The organism is Nitrosomonas sp., assembly GCF_019752095.1.
In the GTDB taxonomy this organism is placed as follows: domain Bacteria; phylum Pseudomonadota; class Gammaproteobacteria; order Burkholderiales; family Nitrosomonadaceae; genus Nitrosomonas.
The window spans coordinates 1-18,379 of record NZ_JAIEMO010000026.1 but is presented as its reverse complement, the minus strand read 5'-3'; the positions used below and the strand labels follow the sequence as shown (position 1 = coordinate 18,379).

Genomic DNA, 18,379 nt, shown 5'->3' with positions numbered 1-18,379 from the left:
ATGGTCGAAATACTCAATTCATATTTTCTGGCAGCCATACTCAGCTCAGCTTTTTTGGCAGCCATCGTTACGGCTTACGCAACCAGAGCGCATACAGAACGAACCATTTATGTCAACAATATTACAAAAGAGAGGGCAAAGTGGCGTGAGCGAATTAGACAAATAATCTCTAGCTACCCTGACGCAAGCGAAGAAGAGAAATCAAAGATGCACAGGGAGCTTGCTATTCGCCTAAATCCATTTCATGTTGAAGATATAAGTTTGATTAAAGCACTAATAAACTCAATTAACTCAAACGATAACGAAGTAATCATAAGAGCTTCTTTGCTACTGAAGCATGATTGGGAACGAGCAAAGGAAGAAGCCAAGCCTTATTGGCGCAGAAGAATTTATCAGCTCCATAGAGTGACGTATGAAGAATATATGTGCAATTACAAGTTATTAGAGAATGGAGATACAGATATGTTTGAGAAAAATCTAAAAAAACTTACAGAAGACGAACCTCGGTACTAAACGAATAAATTGGCTAACAATCGCTTCGAGAGGAGTACTCAAACAATCGGTTTCACCGCCTGTTTCCGAACCCCTCAAGCTAAACTTTGGAGATCTTGAAATGTACTCCGAAATCACCGCTGCTATCCAGAGCGCCAAGACCGCTATAGAGATAGTCAAAGCTGCTCACGGTCTTTCAAATCATAGCGAACTCCTCAGCGCAGTTACCGCTGTTCAGATAAAGCTTACGGACGCTATCGCTTCTGAGTTGGCAAGTCAAGAGAAGCAGGCGATGCTTGCTGAGCGGGTGCGCGAACTTGAAAAGCAAATATCAGAGGTCGAAGACTGGAAGAGCCAAATTCAGCGTTATATGCTTTTTCAGTTCCCAACCGGAGCCCTCGCTTATGCGCTGAAGCCAGAACAAGAGAACGGAGAGCCGATGCACTATCTTTGTACAGCTTGTGTGGACAAGAAAAAGAAAACCACGCTGCAACCACACGGTCGTGGTTTTCATTGTCCCGAGTGCAAGATAAACATAACTACTAAAGAATCGTCCCCCATAAATATAAATCGCGGTAGCCATGGTGGATCGTGGATGTCTTCTTGACCCACCAACCATCTCTCCCTCACTTTCGACGTTAAATATATGCAATGAATGAAATGTCAAAGCGAAATCTTAGTAAACCAGTTCCCCAATTTATCCAATCTGGCGAGGTAAATACCCATGCAAACCCGTGAAGAACGAGACACCATGGGCGTAGTTGAAGTGCCCGCAGAAGCATTGTGGGGCGCGCAAACGCAACGCTCATTGCAAAATTTCAAGATTTCCAATGAGCGCATGCCGGTGGCGTTGATTCATGCGCTGGCCAGGGTCAAGCGCGCGGCCGCCAAAGTCAACCATGATCTTGGGTTGCTCAGCGCCGCCAGTGCCGCGGCGATCATTGAGGCTGCCGACGAAGTCACAGCCGGTCATTTTGACGATCAGTTTCCGCTGGTGGTGTGGCAAACCGGCTCCGGCACGCAGACCAACATGAATGTCAACGAAGTATTGGCGAATCGGGCGTCGGAAATCCTCGGCGGCGAGCGTGGCGCCAACCGGATTGTGCATCCGAATGATGATGTCAATAAAGGGCAATCGTCCAACGATGTGTTCCCGACCGGGATGCATGTTGCCGCGGTGCAGGAACTGCAGCAGCGGCTGATTCCCGCCATGCAGCAATTGCGCGGCACGTTGGCGGCTAAGTCCGAAGCATTCAGCAGCATTGTCAAAATAGGCCGCACGCATTTGCAGGACGCCACGCCGTTGACGCTGGGGCAGGAATTTTCCGGTTACGTGGCGCAATTGGATCATGGGCTGCGTCATGTCGAAGCCGCGATGGCGCATGTGTGCGAGTTGGCATTGGGCGGCACGGCGGTCGGCACCGGTTTGAATGCGCATCCGGAGTTTGCGGTGCGCGTGGCGGCGGAATTGTCGCGTTTGACCGGCTTGCCGTTTGTGACTGCACCGAACAAATTCGAGGCATTGGCCAGTAACGATGCCTTGGTGCATGCCCATGGCGCATTAAAGACGCTGGCCGCCTCATTGATGAAAATTGCCAATGATATCCGCTGGCTGGCTTCTGGGCCACGCTGTGGCATCGGCGAGTTGCGCATTCCTGAAAACGAGCCGGGCAGTTCCATCATGCCGGGAAAAGTCAACCCGACGCAATCTGAAGCAATGACCATGGTGTGTTGCCAGGTGATGGGAAATGATGTCGCAGTCAACATGGGCGGCGCTCTGGGAAATTTTGAGTTGAATGTGATGAAACCGCTGATCATCCATAATTTCCTGCAAAGTGTGCGCTTATTAGCGGATGCCATGGTCAGTTTTAACGATCATTGCGCGGTGGGTATTGAAGCCAACCGGGAACGCATCGATACGCTGATGCATAACTCGTTGATGTTGGTGACCGCGTTGAATCCGCATATTGGCTACGACAAGGCCGCCGAGATTGCTAAAAAAGCACATCGAGAAGGTACTACCCTGAAGGTGGCAGCGATGGCTACCGGCTATGTAACGGCGGAACAGTTCGATACCTGGGTGGTGCCGGAAACGATGACAGGAAAATAAACACGCTGCATTTATCGACTTATCTGTTTTTGCTATGGCATTGACCCCCAATCATTTCGATCCGGCCACGCGGCGAGAACGCTTTGCGTGGTGCATGTACGATTTCGCTAATTCCGGCTATACCACGGTTATTCTGACCGCTATTTTCAACGCCTATTTTGTCGGCGTGATCGCTGCCGAGCGCGGCAGTGGCGACGCGACACTGCTATGGTCAATCACCATGGCGGCCGCCAATGCACTGGTATTGCTGAGCGCGCCGATTGTAGGGGCGATCGCCGATTGTTCCGGCGCCAAGAAGCGATTCCTGACGGTAACCACGATCGGTTGCGTGGTGTTTACTGCGTTATTGTATTTTGCTGGCCCCGGTGATATTGCTTTGGCCGTGATACTGGTGATCCTTGCGACTTTCATGTTTGCCAGCGGTGAAAATCTGATTGCGGCATTTTTGCCGGAAATCAGCACGCCGGAAACGATGGGGCGGCTTTCCGGCTATGGCTGGGCGCTGGGTTATTTCGGCGGCTTGCTGTCATTGGCGCTGTGTTTGGCCTATGTCACGTATGCGGAAAAGCAGGGATTGGAAGCCGCACAATATGTTCCGATCACCAATTTAATTGTTGCACTATTATTTGGCATTGCGGCATTGCCGACCTTGCTTTGGTTGCGCGAGCGGGTGGACGTATCCGAATCTGTTGATAGCAGGCATATCATTCGCGCAGGATTTAGTCGTTTAGGCGATACCTTGCGTCAGGCCCGGTTACATATCGATTTATTCCGTTTTCTGTTGTCATTGACGGTTTACTATGCTGGCATATACATCGTTATCGTGTTGGCGGCGGTGTATGCGCAAGAAGTGATGGGGTTCAAAACGCAGGACACCATCGTGCTGATTATGGTGGTCAATGTAACGGCTGCCATCGGTGCTTTTTTGTTCGGCCACCTGCAAGATCGCATCGGTTCAAGCCGGTGTATTGCCATCACATTGCTGATCTGGATTGCAGCGATTGTCTGCGCTTATTTGGCCACCGATGAATGGTTATTCTGGGTCGCGGCCAATTTGATCGGTACCGCACTCGGTGGCGCACAATCAGCAGGACGAGCCTTAGTCGGTCAATTCACACCAGTTGGACGGCAAGGGGAGTTTTTCGGGTTGTGGGGCTTGGCCACGAAACTATCAGCGATCATCGGTCCGCTGACGTATGGCGGCATGGTCTATCTATTTGCGGGAGATCAACGCATTGCGTTACTCAGTACCTTGGTATTCTTTATTGTGGGTTTATTGCTGCTGGCAACGGTGGATGAGTCAAGAGGGCGTAAATTAGCAAATATAAAATATTAACTAATAGTGATTCTTTTACGGAAGTTTTGTTGATTGATCCATTTTCTTATTTTAAAGTCTGTAGGAGCAATAAATTGTTCCTACAGGTCTTAAGTCAATTTATTGACATTGAATACAATGTCAATATGCTTTTAGCGTGACTAACTTAGTCAGCTGGAAGCTCATTGCGGCCTTCAGCCGGTTTGCCTTCATGCGTCGTGCCGTAACCTTCCTCTTTAGCACTTTCTGGAGCCGTAGGTTTACCGCAAGCTACTAATGTCAATGCAAATATTGTTACTGCAAAAAATTTTAAAAGTTTCATTTTATAAACGTTCTCTTCAATAAATTAATAATTATGACTTTGTGAACTTGTCACACCATGACTATAGCATGTTGCAAGCATTTATCCTTTGGAAAACGCATAATAAATTGAATTGGATGCAGGCAACGATATACTCATAATGCCGATAAGCATTGTTATATCAGCAATTTATTCGTATCGAAGCGCATCGACGGGTTTAAGTGAGGCGGCTTTTTGTGCAGGATAAAAACCAAAGAAAATGCCGACTGCGGAAGAAAATAAGAATGCCAGGCCGATCATTCCCAAGGTAATTACAATTAACATATCGGCAACCTGACTGACCAGCCAGGCGCCGCCAATACCTATCAGCAGGCCAATTAAACCGCCCATGATGCAAATCATCATCGCTTCCAATAAAAATTGCGTAAGGATAGCGCGTTGATTGGCGCCAATCGCCATGCGAATGCCGATCTCACGGGTGCGTTCGGTCACGGATACCAGCATGATGTTCATGATGCCGATTCCGCCGACTAATAAAGAAACCGATGCGATTGCGCCGAGTACAATTGACATGACCTTGGCGGCATCGGTTGCAACGTCGGCGATGGCGGTTAGATTGCGAACCGTGAAGTCATTATCCTTGCCGTTTGGAATGCGGTGACGCTGACGCAATAATTGCGTAATTTCAATTTCGGCGAGATCCATTTCTTCTGCTGATGCGCCTTGTACCAGCATATAGCGAATAGAACCGGGAAACTGATTGCCGGTGATTTGCCGTTCACTGGTGGAGATGGGTACGAAAACATTATCATCCTGATCCCGACCAGTGAGACTTTGACCTTTGGCCATTAACACCCCGACAACCAGAAACGGACGGTTGGTGATGCGTACGGTTTTTCCCACCGGCTCTTCATCGCCGAAGAGACTTTTCGCCGTGATCGATCCCAAAACAACGACCCGCGCAGCCGATCGCACCTCGGATTCGGTAAAGGCTGTCCCGGACTCCATGGCCCAGTTACCGACATCAAAATACTCCGGTGTGGTGCCGGTAATGAGGGTGCTCCAATTCTTGGCGGCGTAGTTAAGTTGCACCGTTCCACTCGTCACCGGCGCAGTTGACCGGATTGATGAGAGTTCCGCAATGGCATTCGCATCATTAATGGTCAAAGTTCTGACACTGCCGCTGCCAAAACTGAAGCCGCCGGAAGACGTGGCGCCAGGCACTACGAGCAACAAATTGCTGCCCATCGCGGCGATGGTTTCGTTGATTTTGGTGCGTGCGCCCTGACCAATCGATAGCATTAGTACGACGGCGGCAACGCCGATGATCATGCCCAGCATGGTTAATCCTGTACGCAGACGGTTCTGACGTAAGGCGCGCAATGCTTCACCAAAAATCGCCGATAGATTCATAAATCAAAAAGTCTCATGCAAGGCCGTCACTTCGGTATTGTTTTTATCAATAGTGACGTGTCCATCCTTTAAATGGATTAAACGTTTCGCGTAGGCCGCAATATCATCTTCGTGCGTGACCAGCACGATGGTGATCCCTTGGTCTCGGTTAAGCTTCTCAAATAGCTGCATAATATCATTGCTGGTTTGTGAATCCAGATTGCCGGTTGGCTCGTCAGCCAAAATCAGCGAGGGATGATTGATTAAAGCGCGACTGATTGCGACCCGTTGTTGCTGTCCCCCGGAAAGCTGGTTGGGTTGATGCATGGCAAAATCTTCCAGACCGGTATGGCGCAGGAATTCCAACGCTTGCTTGCGGCTCTTGGAGCGGCTGATGCCGGCGTAGAGCAACGGTGTTGCCACATTATCGAGCGCTGTCATGCGCTTGAGCAAATTGAATCCCTGAAATACAAACCCGATGTTTCGATTGCGGATTTGTGCCAATTCATTACTGGAAAGTGCCGCCACGTTCTTGCCGGATAACCAGTACGACCCGCTGGTCGGGGTATCCAGACAGCCGAGTATATTCATTAAGGTAGATTTACCCGATCCCGAATGCCCCATGATGGCGACAAATTCACCTTGATGAATGGTCAAATTGATATGGTATAGAACCTGGGTTGTGATGGTTTGGCCATGTACATCCTGCAAACTGTAGCTTTTGCAAAGCTGTTCTAATTGAATAAGTGATTGGGTGGAATGCGTGGTCTGAATCGAAGACATCAAAGGACTCTTAATTTGAACTTGGTCTCAGATTCTTTTTTATCGATGACTTCATTGAGGATCACCTTATCACCCGCTTTGATTGCGTCGCTACTAATTTCAGTGAAATTACCATCGGTAATTCCAATGGTGACGGTAACCGGAGCAGGGCGGTTTCCCATGAGTAGATATACCGTCGGTTGTTGCGGGGATTTAGACGCTTTGCCGCTTTCACTTAACTCCATGTCCTTGGGTTGGAATCTTAAAGCCGCATTGGGGACGCGCAGCACGTCGTTTTTATGCATCACCACAAAATGGATATTGGCGGTCATGCCGGGCAATAATGCGCCATCATCATTATCAACCATGGCCACGACGTTATAAGTAACGACGTTTTCCTGAATGGTCGGATTGAGCCGAACTTGTTTGACCGTACCGGAAAATTTCCGTTGCTGAAAGGCATCTACAGTGAAATTTATTAATTGGCCGATATGCAACTGTCCGATATCGGCTTCGGCAACACTGATGTTGATTTGCATTTGCCGCAGGTCTTTGGCGATTTGGAATAAAATCGGCGTTTGAAAATTGGCAGCCACAGTTTGGCCAATGTCGACATCGCGTGCGATGACGACGCCGGAAATCGGTGAGCGAATCACGCTGTAGTTGAGATTGGCCTGGTCGCGTTCAACCTGAGCTTTGTTAATGGCCAGTTGCGCGCGCGCAGCTTCAGTTTCCTGCTCAATGATTTCTAATGCCTCGGTTGAAACAAATTCTTTTTCTATCAATATTTGTTGGCGTTTTAATTTGTTCTCGGCAATTCTTAGCGCGACTTGCGCATTGAGAAAATTGGCTTTTGATTGCTGCAATTGTGCGCGTAATAGGGCGGGATCAAGTTCAGCCAGTATCTGCCCAGTTTCTACCTGGTCATTAAAATCCACATGTAACTTAGCCACTGTCCCGGAAACCTGTGTGCCTACATTGACCAGCACTACGGGAGTCAACGTGCCGTTGGCGGAGATGGTTTGCATGATATCGCCGCGTTCAACAGCCCGGGTCTTATATTTGTTCGCTAAAGATTCTTCTGTATCGCCGCTATACCAATAGGCGGCGGTAATTGTAACCAGTATCAAAACAATGATGATTTTTCTTGTGCTAGCAGTTGCCATTTGAGAGGTTTTATTAAATCCAATTGTGCACACGATCAATAGAAAGATATGCCCGGGAATGCGCGGCAAAAAATTAGCGGGTTGGAAATTCTCCAAGCGGTTTTATTTTTCCGCTTTATCCGCTTCTTCCCTGAGCGTCTCTACGTGCTTCAAACGCGCTTCTACACTGGAGAGTTGGTAAAAATTGCCATTACTATTTTGTAGCGCAGTCTTTAGTTGATCAACAGCGCCTGCATAGTGTCCTTTTAACAAATAAGACTCGGCGAGCGCGCGATGCTTGAGCATTTTATCACCTAATAGCTCGTAACATTGGGCTTGCAGGCTAAACAATTGCGGATCACTTTGCACCAGTTGTAATTTCTGGGTAATAAATTCAAGCGCCGTATCAATTTGCTTGTTCTCTATTAATGCTTGTGCATAGCCATGGATCAGTGCGCGATATTGTGGATAAATTTTTAACGCTGTTTTATAAGCATTATAAGCGTCGGTTGTATCTCCATTGGTCAGTTTAACTCGGGCTGAGAGCGTTTCAATCATTGCGCCGGCGATAAGACTTTTGGATTCAATGCGCACGGTTTCTCCGAGTTGGTGATTAGTCAACACGGGTATGGATGAATCGCTATGCAAAACTTGATACAAGAGGGCCAGCTCTGCGTTGGCTTGTTTGTATTTTTTGGCACGCAATAATGCATGAATATAGCCATAGCGTTCAACCGCCTCATTGTTATAGCGTTTTTCGGCTAAGCGCGTTTTGAATTGCCGCACGGTATTACGCGCATTTCCCTGCAACGCACGCAACTTCGCGCGCACCAGTAAAAAATCGATACTATCTGGAACTTGCCGGTAAGGCAGTTTGCGCGTGCGATTCTCAATATCCGCGATACGTTCATAGGTGATCGGGTGCGTGCGCAGGTAAGAAGGTGCGCCATTTTCATGAAAACGTCCGGCGCGTTGCAAGCGTTCAAAGAAATCCGCCATGCCTTGTGGATTAAATCCCGCGTCTAATAAAATGCTTAAACCAATCCGATCGGCTTCTTTTTCGTGATTACGGGTGAAATCCAATTTTGATTGGATCATGCTGGCTTGTGAGGCAATCAATACCGCCTGACTTGCCTGCGCATCAGCACGCGAGGCGACGATAGCGACGGCTAGCGCTGCCAATTGCTTGACCAGGTCGTATTTCTGCGCAGCGATCATGCGTGCCAGGTGTTTTTGCGTGACATGTGCAATCTCATGCGACATCACGGCCGCTAATTCGGATTCGCTTTGCGCGGCGATAATCAAACCGCTGTTGAATCCCATGAAGCCACCAGGCAATGCAAATGCATTAATGGCGGGATTATCGATCGCGAAAAACTCAAATAATTGATTTGCACTGGCTTCACTTGAGTTGGCGATTAACTTATGACCCAGGTTACCAAGATAGCTGGCGATTTCGGGATCATCCATATAACTCGGATCAGCGCGGACTTGGCGCATGATGCTCAGGCCTAACTGTCGCTCCTGATGGGGCGTGATACTGGCCTGCGATACATCGCCTAACTCAGGCAATTCATGCGCAAAACTAATGGTCGAGAACCAAGTCGATAGCACAATTATCAAACACGCTAATTTCATGATAATAGGATATCTATTTGTTTTTCGAGTTCCGTGAATGCTTATTCTGCAACGGTTGTTGCCCAAGTCTTGTAATGCGAGGCGATGGGATAACGCCATGTGGTACCAAAATCGCAGTGTGTGATACGAATACCCGGAGGAGACTGGCGGCGTTTGTATTCGTTCTTATGAATGAGTTGGATGACTTTGGCGACATCGGCTGCGTCGTAATGCAATGCAATGATTTCTGCCGGTGTAAGATTCTTCTCGACATAGGCTTCGATGATTCCATCCAAAATTTCATACGCGGGTAAGTTGTCCTGATCAGTCTGATTTAGGCGCAATTCAGCCGATGGCGCGCGGCGGATAATGCGTTCAGGGATAACAGGCTGGATTTGATTCCGATATTCACACAACTGATAAACCAGAGTTTTACTGACATCCTTTAATACCGCAAAGCCGCCTGCCATGTCGCCATACAGGGTGCAATAACCAACCGCCATCTCCGATTTGTTGCCTGTAGTCAGAACCATTGCGCCGGTATAATTCGATAGCGCCATTAATAGTGTGCCGCGAATGCGCGCCTGAATATTTTCCGGCATGGTATTAGAATCAGCCGGGTCCAGTGAAATCTGAAAATCCTTAGCGATTTTCTTCAGATATAAATCAAACAGCGGTTCTATGCTGCATTCAATATGTTTAACCCCTAATAATTCGGCCATTTCATTGGCATCTTCCTGACTCATGTCGGCGGTATATTGCGATGGCATCATGACCGTTTTGATTTGGTCTGCGCCTAACGCATCGACCGCAATTGCGAGCGCGAGTGCCGAGTCTACGCCTCCGGAAAGCCCCAGCAACACACCGGGGAAAGCGTTTTTTTGAACATAATCCCGAACCCCTAAGCATAAGGCTTGGTAGATGCTGGCGATAGAAGGTTGTGCCGGAGTTAACTTACCTTTCACTGGTTGCTTGTCCTGAATTTCGATGAGTTCAATGGTTTCAGCAAACTCCTCCAGCTGATGCGTAAGTTCACCTTGCCCATTCATGACAAACGATGCTCCATCAAAAACCAGCTCATCTTGTCCGCCGATTAGGTTGGTGTGGATAACAGGGATGCCGGTATGCTTGATAAATTGGTGCGTGGTTTGATAGCGCGACACTTGCTTCTTGATATGATAAGCCGAAGCATTGAGTACTAATAAGATATCGAGGCTGGAGCTGTCCACGTCTGCGGGCAAGTGACCGAGCCAGAAATCAGCACAAATATCAATGCCGAATTTAATGCCTTCCAATTCGAATAGGTATGGCTTGGTGCCGGCATCAAAATAATAGGTTTCGTTAAAAAAAGGTGATTTGTTGAGAATTCTTTTGTGATAGGTATGCTGAATTTCACCATTGCGAATGACCGAGGCGGCATTATAAAGTTCGTCTTCTTCAAAACCGGGATGACCTACGATCAAGGTGATGTCGCCGATCGCTTCTGCCAGTTTTGTCAAGGCGTCCTGACAGAACTGGCAGAATGTTTCGCGTAACAGCAAATCCGCAGGAGGATATCCGGATAAAGCCAATTCGGGCGTAATGACCAACGCTGCACCTGCTTGCTGGGCTTGTTTCACCGCAGCCAGTATTTTGGCTGCATTGCCAGTGATATCCCCTACCGTGCAATTAATCTGAGCAATGGCAATGTGCATGGTTTGCCTGGGTGTTATTGCAAGCTAGAAGGGGAGTTGAGCATCGGGCTTCGCTTGTAGAATGTTGTGACGAAAATCTTCCTGGATACGTTTTAGCGCGGTTTCATTGTCGGCTTCAAAGCGCAAAACGATCACGGGCGTGGTATTGGAAGCGCGTGCTAGGCCAAATCCATCGCTGTATTCGACGCGTAGCCCATCAATAGTAATCACTTGTTGAGGATTGCTGAAAACTGCTTGCTGCTGCAACTGTGCTATCAAAGCATGATTTTCACCTTCAGCGGTACGTACCTGTATTTCCGGTGTGTTAAGGCTATCGGGAAGATTATTCAGCGTGGCGTTGATATCCGCTTCGCGGCTTATCAATTCCAGTAATCGTGCACCGGCATATAAGCCGTCGTCAAAACCATACCAGCGTTCCTTGAAAAACAAATGCCCACTCATTTCGCCGGCCAGCAGGGCTTTTTCTTCAATCAGCTTGGCTTTGATAAACGAGTGTCCGGTTTTCCACATGACAGGGGTGCCGCCGTGCTTGCTGATCCAAGGTGCCAGGTTGCGGGTACATTTCACGTCAAAAATGATTTTTGCACCTGGATTTCTCGATAATACGTCTGCGGCGAACAGCATGAGCTGGCGATCGGCGTTAATGATGTTGCCGTTCTTAGTCACGATGCCCAGCCGGTCGCCATCGCCGTCAAAAGCCAATCCAATATCGGCATCGGTGGTTTTCAACGCATGAATCACGTCATTGAGATTTTCGGGCACAGACGGATCAGGATGATGGTTAGGGAACGAGCCATCCACGTCACAGAATAATTCAGTGACCTGGCAGCCCAAGCCGCGATAAAGTGCGGGCGCGAATGCGCCAGCCACGCCATTGCCGCAATCGACAACGATCTTGAGCGGACGACTGAGCTTGATATCCTGGGTGATGTGTTCCAGATAAGCGTTGACAATATTTTGTTCTGAATAATTGCCAGTTCCGTGGACCAGATCATTGCTTTCGATGCGTATTCGCAAGGCCTGGATGGTTTCGGCTGCCAGCGTCTGGCCGCCGAGTACAATCTTGAAGCCATTATACTCAGGCGGATTGTGGCTGCCGGTCACCATTACGCCGGAATATTGACATAATTGGTGCGCGGCGAAATAAAGCATCGGTGTTGCGACCATGCCGACATCCACTACATCGATTCCACTGTTGCGGATACCCCGCGCGAGCGCCTGGGATAGCTCGGTGCCTGATAACCTGCCATCGCGCCCGATTGCAATTGCCGTTAGATTCCTGGCGCGCGCTTCAGAACCTATGGCATGTCCGATTTTTTCGACATTCTCGACGGTGATGGTTTTGCCGACAATGCCGCGGATATCATAAGCTTTAAAAATTTCATGAGGAATGGTTTGCATTATTTAATAAATCCGAAAAAAGAGTGGTTAATACAACGTGGAAAATTGGTATTTATCTCGTTACAATTTATCATCAGAACGCAGGTTTCCTCATCAGTCAGCGGGTTTTAGTGATGGCCAGGTGCAGCGCCGCCTTTGAGCGTGTAGTGAGTGCCGCAGTAGGGGCAAAGTGCTTCGCCGGTAGCTTCAATCGGCAGAAAAACCCGCGGATGAGCATTCCACAACAACATCGATGGCATCGGACAATGGAGTGGCAAGTCGTCTGCAGTCACTTCGATTTCGCGGGCTTTATTATTGGTTTGTTGATTCATACAAGTTAGCTCCAATGGTGCATTATTAAATCAAGGTAAGCCAGCTGGTGTGATTTTGGGCTTTACCTTTGACGCAATCAAAAAATAGCGTTTGTAGTTGCGTGGTAATCGGTCCTCGTTTGCCTGCTCCGATAATGCGGTTATCTAATTCGCGAATCGGTGTGACTTCCGCGGCAGTGCCGGTGAAGAATGCTTCATCCGCGCAGTAAACCTCATCGCGTGTAATGCGCTTTTCAATCACGGGAATGCCTATTTCTGCGGCCAATTCAATGATGGATGCGCGCGTTATACCTTCCAGGCAGGAAGTTAGATCAGGCGTGAAAATTTTACCTTGTTTGACAATAAAAATATTTTCTCCAGATCCTTCAGCAACATAGCCTTCGACATCCAGCAACAAGGCTTCATCGTACCCATTCAATCCAACTTCTTGATTGGCCAGGATTGAATTGGCGTAAGTTGTAACTGATTTGGCGCGGCACATATTGATGTTGACATGATGCCGGGTGAATGACGATGTCTTGACACGAATACCATTTTCCAGGCTTTCTGGACCTAAATAGGTACCCCAAGGCCAAGCGGCAATAGCGACATGCACGGACAATGTTTTGGCGGAAAGCCCCATTGCTTCAGCGCCATAAAAAATGATCGGACGGATATAACCGGAAGTTAATTTGTTTTGTTTTACCACGTCACATTGCGCTTGCATAATCACATCCTTGCTGAAGGGTATTTTCATCATGAAAATATGCGCCGAGTTAAACAGGCGGTCAGTGTGCTCCTGCAGTCGGAATATTGCTGATCCTTGTGCGGTTTCATAGGCGCGCAATCCTTCAAAAACACCCAAACCATAATGCAGCGTATGGGTTAATACATGTGTATTGGCATCCCGCCAGGGAACCATCTTCCCGTCATACCAGATCACACCATCACGGTCAGCCATTGACATTCAGGAACTCCCCTTAAAGATAGATTCTAAAAAGCGTATATTCTAACTTAATTTGGCGTAGCGTAAAAACACTGTAATGGATTGTGATATCGCGGCATATTCATTAATAAAGGCAGTTAGGTTTTTCGAGGAATTATTAATTGTGCGCATAATGGATGCCATCGATTTATCGAATTGTACGAATAGGCTTAAGATAGAGGACAATGCGAGGGATAGTGAGTTTGACTGAACAACGACTGGATTGTGGTAGTGCTTTCATAGTCTTTATATCTGATATCTGCACACAAGATGCTTAGCGCTACCGACGGGGTGAGTATGACCGCAGTTTTTCTTAAAGAAGCATTTGTCTTGCGACATATATTATGATTTTTCCCCTATTATTTCCGACCCTTATCCCCTTTTACTTGCACTTGATAAATAGATTACGATTAACTATCGAACCCGATTGTGTCAAAAATCCGATTGATGTTGACTGCGCATTTGCCCTAAATTCACGGATTGCCTGTGACAAAGGAACAATATCTCCTTGCTGGTTCAGCACGTGAAATCCTCGTGTGCCACAGATATCACCAGCTTTCTCCAAGCAATGACTGTAATTTCTGCGAGAGCCACTACAGTTGATATTATGCCCTTTGGCTCCATCAGCAAGATACACTTCTTTGGAAGTGGCGCAGCCAAGGAGCATACTCGCAAGGACTATTAACATAAAAAATGAGCGAAACATGTTGATCCCTTTTTACTAAAATTCGACAGGTTCTCTGTCAAATAGAGGTTAGATGATTGTTCAATTTCAATTCAAGTCAAATTGTTGTTAAGCAGCTAATCGGTGACGGATGAGAAGAACTGCATATGTTGACCGAATGGACTCACTCCCGCTGTATCTTGGTGAGCTTATCCGTGAAACACGTCGCGTACTTCTTTCTTTATGCGGTTTTTTGTCCCAGATAACGCTGCTTTAAGTAAGTTTAAAGCTTCCTCCTGTAGTATAGCTTTTGTAAAACAAAAAGCGAATGCGAAATGACAGACAATCAAATATATCGCCAGGAGATAAGAAAGCGTTAAAAAGCTATGCACGCTGTTAACGTGCTGGTTTGTTAGTAAAAGCAAGATTGAAATCATAATGTGCAAATTAAGCACTTGGCCAGCCAAGGTAACTGACGCGAGATGAGCTTGTTGGTGGTATGGCTAGATTTTCGGTTTAGGTCATTGGTTCAATTACCAGCTTCTTACAGCCAAAAAAATTGCCTAAACTATTAATGCAAAGTTTGTTGACTCGGGAAAAGTACTTTCAGGCAACCCTCAAATTCCCAGTCGAACATTTTGGAGATGTTGTGCGATTGCGTTAATGACTTGTAGTAGCGGATAGTTTTGCGTATTCACCAGCTGATACTGGTAATGTCGAGGGGACTCAAGCAGCAGTTTGGTGCGAGAAACACAGACTTGAATCTAGTGAGCTGAGCGAAATCTTGGCAATTTAGAATGGTTTGTCTGCCCATATCATTGTCGGTAGATTTTTGCGGTGAATTGATATGCATATTTTTTACGTTTCTTGCTCCCGACTTTGATTCTTTAATATGGCTCATAATAGAACTTAATAACCTATTCCGGTTTGCCGTAATTTTTTTATAAATGAAACAGTGATTCTTAATAAAGATATTGATCAGTATCCATAAGTTATTGTTTATATTTCGAAATGAATATTCGTAAATAGATTGTGAATTTTTTGTGAAAAGTTTGTGATTTTTTTGTGAATAGTCTGTATACTGCTAGCTGACACTTAGGATCTTTGTTAGATATATATTTGTTAGCTTATGAAGGAGATGATTTTATGATTTCTAATAAAATTTACCTGATTATTCTGATTGTTTTTAGCATTGTATTAATTACAGAATTGCCTAGCATAGTCGCAGGATATCTTCTGTCCGATTTTATTCTTGCTTTGTATGTGAGCTATCTAATTAAAACCTTTTTCATACACAATCTAAAAGCAACAGAGTCTTAAAAAATTTAAGTGAGTGGAGTATATATAAAGTTGTCTATGTCACAGTTCGAATAGGAAAATCACCTCATATATCGACGCTTCCATATTAAAGATGCGCTGCTTATGCTCATTTGAAATTTGAATAACAATTTATCAGCGCCCCTCTGCAATTTTTAGCAACAATCTTCCCCATTTCTCAGGTGATCTATCTATTGGTCATTTATGGTTTTTTCACTAATTATTGATTAAATCTAATAGAAACACTTAGAAAATCTAGGTAATACTTTTAGTCCGCGTAATTAATACCCCTGCTTATTTTAATACTTTACCCAATATACAGCGAATTGCACGCAGTATTACTATTCTGTTGTATTGCAAGGAATGTTTTTGTAATTAAAAGCATGTTGATGAACCGGCTTCTGGAACTTGTGATGACAAATCAATATGTATAACAAGAATTACTCTGGCAATTAAACAACAGTCTTTGTTCTTCCATCATGATTTTTAACAGATTAGCTGAATTTCGAGAAGAGGTATAAATTTATGGCAACGCATATAGATAAAGGCTTATCAACAGACCGTCAACTTGAGAATTTAAATTCAAGTGGATATGGATCTGCCGCTTTTCAGGCGCAATATTTTTTTCGTGATACTGCCGCAGGTTTGATAACTGGTGCAATGGCTATTCCCTTGTCAATAGGAATAGCGATTATGTCTGATTACCCGATTAAAGTAGGTTTGGCAACCGTAGTGTTTGCCTCTTTTATAGGATGGCTCTTTGCCTGGTTTAGGCCGGGTAATTATATAGGATCACCAGGAATTGCTGCTGGCTTGGCTCCCGTTCTGGCGCTTGGAGTGGCTAGTTTTGGTTGGGAGAACATGGCTTTTTGTATTTTCCTAACGGCAATAATGCAGGCAATTATATGGAAATTTAATTGGCAGAGGTATTTGCTTGTAGCAGTTCCAGTATATTTGGTGGAAGGCTTACTGGCAGGTGTGGGATTAAAAATATTCCTGAAGTTCTTTGAGTTTACTTACGAAATTCCAGTAGAAATGGTTACTGAGAATTTCTGGAATGAGGCACGGATACAAATGGTGGCAATTTCTGCGGCCGGGGTTGCAGCATTCCTGTTTCTTTTTGCAAAATTTAAAGATAAACAGCCTGCCATTCCTTATTTTATGCTCATCATAGGTGGCGTAATTCTGGCGCAATTTGTAAGTGTTCCCATGATTACTGTAGAAGATGTTGATCTTCATTTCAAATTACCATTACCGGCAGCAGATGTAACTTTGATGATGCTGGGTTACATGATTCTATTCTGTGCCATGCTGGCAATCGTTGATGTAATTGAACAAGTCATGAGTAATGCGGCAATTGAAAAAATTGATCCGCTGAAACGTAAAACTAATAGTAACAATAGCTTGCTGGCAATCTGGGTTGCCAATCTGGGATCAAGTTTCTTTCATGGCATGACAAACCTGGACGGACTCGCTAAAAGTACAACGAACAGGCTGGCTGGTGCCATGACTAAATTCTCAGTTTTAATCGTTGGTTCCGTTGTCTGCTTTTTCACGTTTAATGTGCAATATTTGGATTATCTTCCTAAATTTGCCTTGGCTGCAATTATGCTTTTCACTGGCTACAAGATGATAGCGGGATTGGTGCATGTGACGCACTACGGTTCATATGCATTGACTCTAGCGGTTATAACGGCAGCCTTAGTGTTTAAGGTAGGTATCTTTGAGGGGCTTTTGGCTGCAATGGCAATCCATGGCGTTATCCATTATATGGTTTATACCAAGCATGAGCAGACGCCTGGCAAAGAAGTCATTAAAAGATATTTTCGTAGCCTCAAAAGTGATAACTCTAACTTACAGTAAAGAGGCTCCAAATCTGTTTGTAACATTGCCTTAAGGCAATGTTACAAAAAATAATTAACGAATCTTGGAAAATCTAAATATGTTCAAAAGAGTTTATATTGCACTTGATGAGAGTGAATTCTCGAAACATGCTTTGGAAACAGCTGCGAGAATCGCTCAAATTTTCAAAGCATCATTATGTATTGCTCATTGCATTATTGATGATAGTCAGTCTAGTCAGAAAATTGGGCTTGAAGTATTAGAAAAAGCAAAATCAACTCTAAATGATTTAGAGATTGAAACAAAACTCATCCTTGTTGATGACCAATACGGTTTGAATGGGATCACTATGGCAATCGCAGAGTCAGCAATTGAATGGAAGGCAGATTTGCTTGTGGTTGGTACTTCGAACCGCAAAGGATTGGATCGTTTCTTTTCTGGTTCTGTAGCAGAAGAGCTAATTAAGAAAATCGACTGTTCAATAATGTTGGTAAGAATTTAATTAAAAATAATTCACCTCACTATTTATAAATTATTTTATCTAATATTAGGAGTTAACATGACAATCCAAAAAATTTTTGTTGTTTCTTTAGCGACGATGCTCTTGGCTTTATATGCAATGTATATCAATATTCAACAACCAAACATTAGTGTTAATACGAGTATTGTATTGAGCGATGAAATTCATATGGGAATAGCTTTATTTACTACTTATTTATTATTAGCCCGCTTGTATCCAAAAAAGGCCTCGCGTCGTCTTATAAAATAAATAGAAACAGATTGTTATCATAAACAAGATATAAAATACTATAGACTGGCATCTTATTTTTTTGCTAGTCTATAGCCTAAAAATAGGCTGTTGCTCTTAATAGTGTTTTTCTTTGCAATTGTCACTTTCGATTATGAGCCACTGACAGAGAGTGTAGAACCTTAATCTTTTTGTAGTGATCACAATTTGATCCGACAATCACTTCAGATACTTCTGTGGATATTCATATGCCGTATTCTCTTGAAAATGACCAGCAACACAAATAATTCTTGTAAAAATCCCC

17 protein-coding genes are annotated in these 18,379 nt (G+C 45.3%); 7 read left to right on the top strand and 10 right to left on the bottom strand.

The features are described from left to right. The 4 genes from K2Q13_RS08505 to K2Q13_RS08490 all read left to right on the top strand — a co-directional run bounded on the left by K2Q13_RS08505 (position 1) and on the right by K2Q13_RS08490 (position 3,938). The gene (locus K2Q13_RS08505) at positions 1 to 513 is read left to right on the top strand and encodes a hypothetical protein (protein ID WP_292920639.1); all 513 of its coding nucleotides are present in this window, start codon (positions 1 to 3) and stop codon (positions 511 to 513) included. Positions 514 to 613: 100 nt separating this feature from the next. Continuing rightward, the gene (locus K2Q13_RS08500) at positions 614 to 1,099 is read left to right on the top strand and encodes a hypothetical protein (protein ID WP_292920638.1); all 486 of its coding nucleotides are present in this window, start codon (positions 614 to 616) and stop codon (positions 1,097 to 1,099) included. 117 nt (positions 1,100 to 1,216) lie between these two features. Then, positions 1,217 to 2,602 carry a class II fumarate hydratase gene (fumC, locus tag K2Q13_RS08495; protein WP_292920637.1) on the top strand — a complete coding sequence of 462 codons (1,386 nt, stop codon included), beginning with the start codon at positions 1,217 to 1,219 and terminating at the stop codon, positions 2,600 to 2,602. Between the two features lie 34 nt (positions 2,603 to 2,636). After that, positions 2,637 to 3,938 (top strand): MFS transporter, encoded by a 1,302-nt coding sequence (locus K2Q13_RS08490; RefSeq protein WP_292920636.1) that lies wholly within the window; start codon positions 2,637 to 2,639, stop codon positions 3,936 to 3,938. Between the two features lie 145 nt (positions 3,939 to 4,083). On the opposite strand, the gene K2Q13_RS08485 is transcribed toward K2Q13_RS08490, so the two are convergent. The 10 genes from K2Q13_RS08485 to K2Q13_RS08440 form a co-directional block, all read right to left on the bottom strand. Beyond that, positions 4,084 to 4,239 (bottom strand): hypothetical protein, encoded by a 156-nt coding sequence (locus K2Q13_RS08485; RefSeq protein ID WP_292920635.1) that lies wholly within the window; start codon positions 4,237 to 4,239, stop codon positions 4,084 to 4,086. Between the two features lie 168 nt (positions 4,240 to 4,407). After that, positions 4,408 to 5,631 carry an ABC transporter permease gene (locus tag K2Q13_RS08480; protein WP_292920634.1) on the bottom strand — a complete coding sequence of 408 codons (1,224 nt, stop codon included), beginning with the start codon at positions 5,629 to 5,631 and terminating at the stop codon, positions 4,408 to 4,410. Positions 5,632 to 5,634: 3 nt separating this feature from the next. Further along, entirely contained in the window at positions 5,635 to 6,393 is a 759-nt protein-coding gene (locus K2Q13_RS08475; RefSeq protein WP_292920633.1) for an ABC transporter ATP-binding protein, read from the bottom strand. After that, positions 6,393 to 7,538, bottom strand: coding sequence for an efflux RND transporter periplasmic adaptor subunit (locus tag K2Q13_RS08470; protein WP_292920632.1), 1,146 nt, complete (start codon positions 7,536 to 7,538; stop codon positions 6,393 to 6,395). The genes K2Q13_RS08475 and K2Q13_RS08470 overlap by 1 nt, the downstream gene beginning before the upstream one ends. Before the next feature lie 102 nt (positions 7,539 to 7,640). Beyond that, positions 7,641 to 9,155 carry a M48 family metalloprotease gene (locus K2Q13_RS08465; RefSeq protein ID WP_292920631.1) on the bottom strand — a complete coding sequence of 505 codons (1,515 nt, stop codon included), beginning with the start codon at positions 9,153 to 9,155 and terminating at the stop codon, positions 7,641 to 7,643. Between the two features lie 41 nt (positions 9,156 to 9,196). Beyond that, positions 9,197 to 10,828 (bottom strand): NAD+ synthase, encoded by a 1,632-nt coding sequence (locus K2Q13_RS08460; protein WP_292920630.1) that lies wholly within the window; start codon positions 10,826 to 10,828, stop codon positions 9,197 to 9,199. A gap of 24 nt (positions 10,829 to 10,852) precedes the next feature. Continuing rightward, the gene (locus K2Q13_RS08455; protein ID WP_292920629.1) at positions 10,853 to 12,229 is read right to left on the bottom strand and encodes a phosphomannomutase/phosphoglucomutase; all 1,377 of its coding nucleotides are present in this window, start codon (positions 12,227 to 12,229) and stop codon (positions 10,853 to 10,855) included. Positions 12,230 to 12,336: 107 nt separating this feature from the next. Then, entirely contained in the window at positions 12,337 to 12,540 is a 204-nt protein-coding gene (locus K2Q13_RS08450; RefSeq protein WP_292920628.1) for a zinc-finger domain-containing protein, read from the bottom strand. Between the two features lie 25 nt (positions 12,541 to 12,565). Continuing rightward, complete coding sequence (locus tag K2Q13_RS08445) at positions 12,566 to 13,486, bottom strand: branched-chain amino acid transaminase (protein WP_292920627.1); 921 nt, start codon at positions 13,484 to 13,486, stop codon at positions 12,566 to 12,568. 400 nt (positions 13,487 to 13,886) lie between these two features. Continuing rightward, a complete protein-coding gene (locus K2Q13_RS08440) occupies positions 13,887 to 14,210 on the bottom strand; it encodes a hypothetical protein (protein WP_292920626.1) in 324 nt (107 codons plus the stop codon). A gap of 1,800 nt (positions 14,211 to 16,010) precedes the next feature. Between K2Q13_RS08440 and K2Q13_RS08435 the strand changes: the two genes are divergently transcribed. The 3 genes from K2Q13_RS08435 to K2Q13_RS08425 all read left to right on the top strand — a co-directional run bounded on the left by K2Q13_RS08435 (position 16,011) and on the right by K2Q13_RS08425 (position 18,096). After that, positions 16,011 to 17,348, top strand: a complete 1,338-nt coding sequence (locus K2Q13_RS08435; RefSeq protein WP_292920625.1) for a SulP family inorganic anion transporter — start codon at positions 16,011 to 16,013, stop codon at positions 17,346 to 17,348. A gap of 79 nt (positions 17,349 to 17,427) precedes the next feature. After that, the gene (locus tag K2Q13_RS08430; protein ID WP_292920624.1) at positions 17,428 to 17,829 is read left to right on the top strand and encodes a universal stress protein; all 402 of its coding nucleotides are present in this window, start codon (positions 17,428 to 17,430) and stop codon (positions 17,827 to 17,829) included. Between the two features lie 57 nt (positions 17,830 to 17,886). Beyond that, entirely contained in the window at positions 17,887 to 18,096 is a 210-nt protein-coding gene (locus K2Q13_RS08425; protein WP_292920623.1) for a hypothetical protein, read from the top strand. The last annotated feature ends 283 nt before the right edge of the window (positions 18,097 to 18,379 follow it).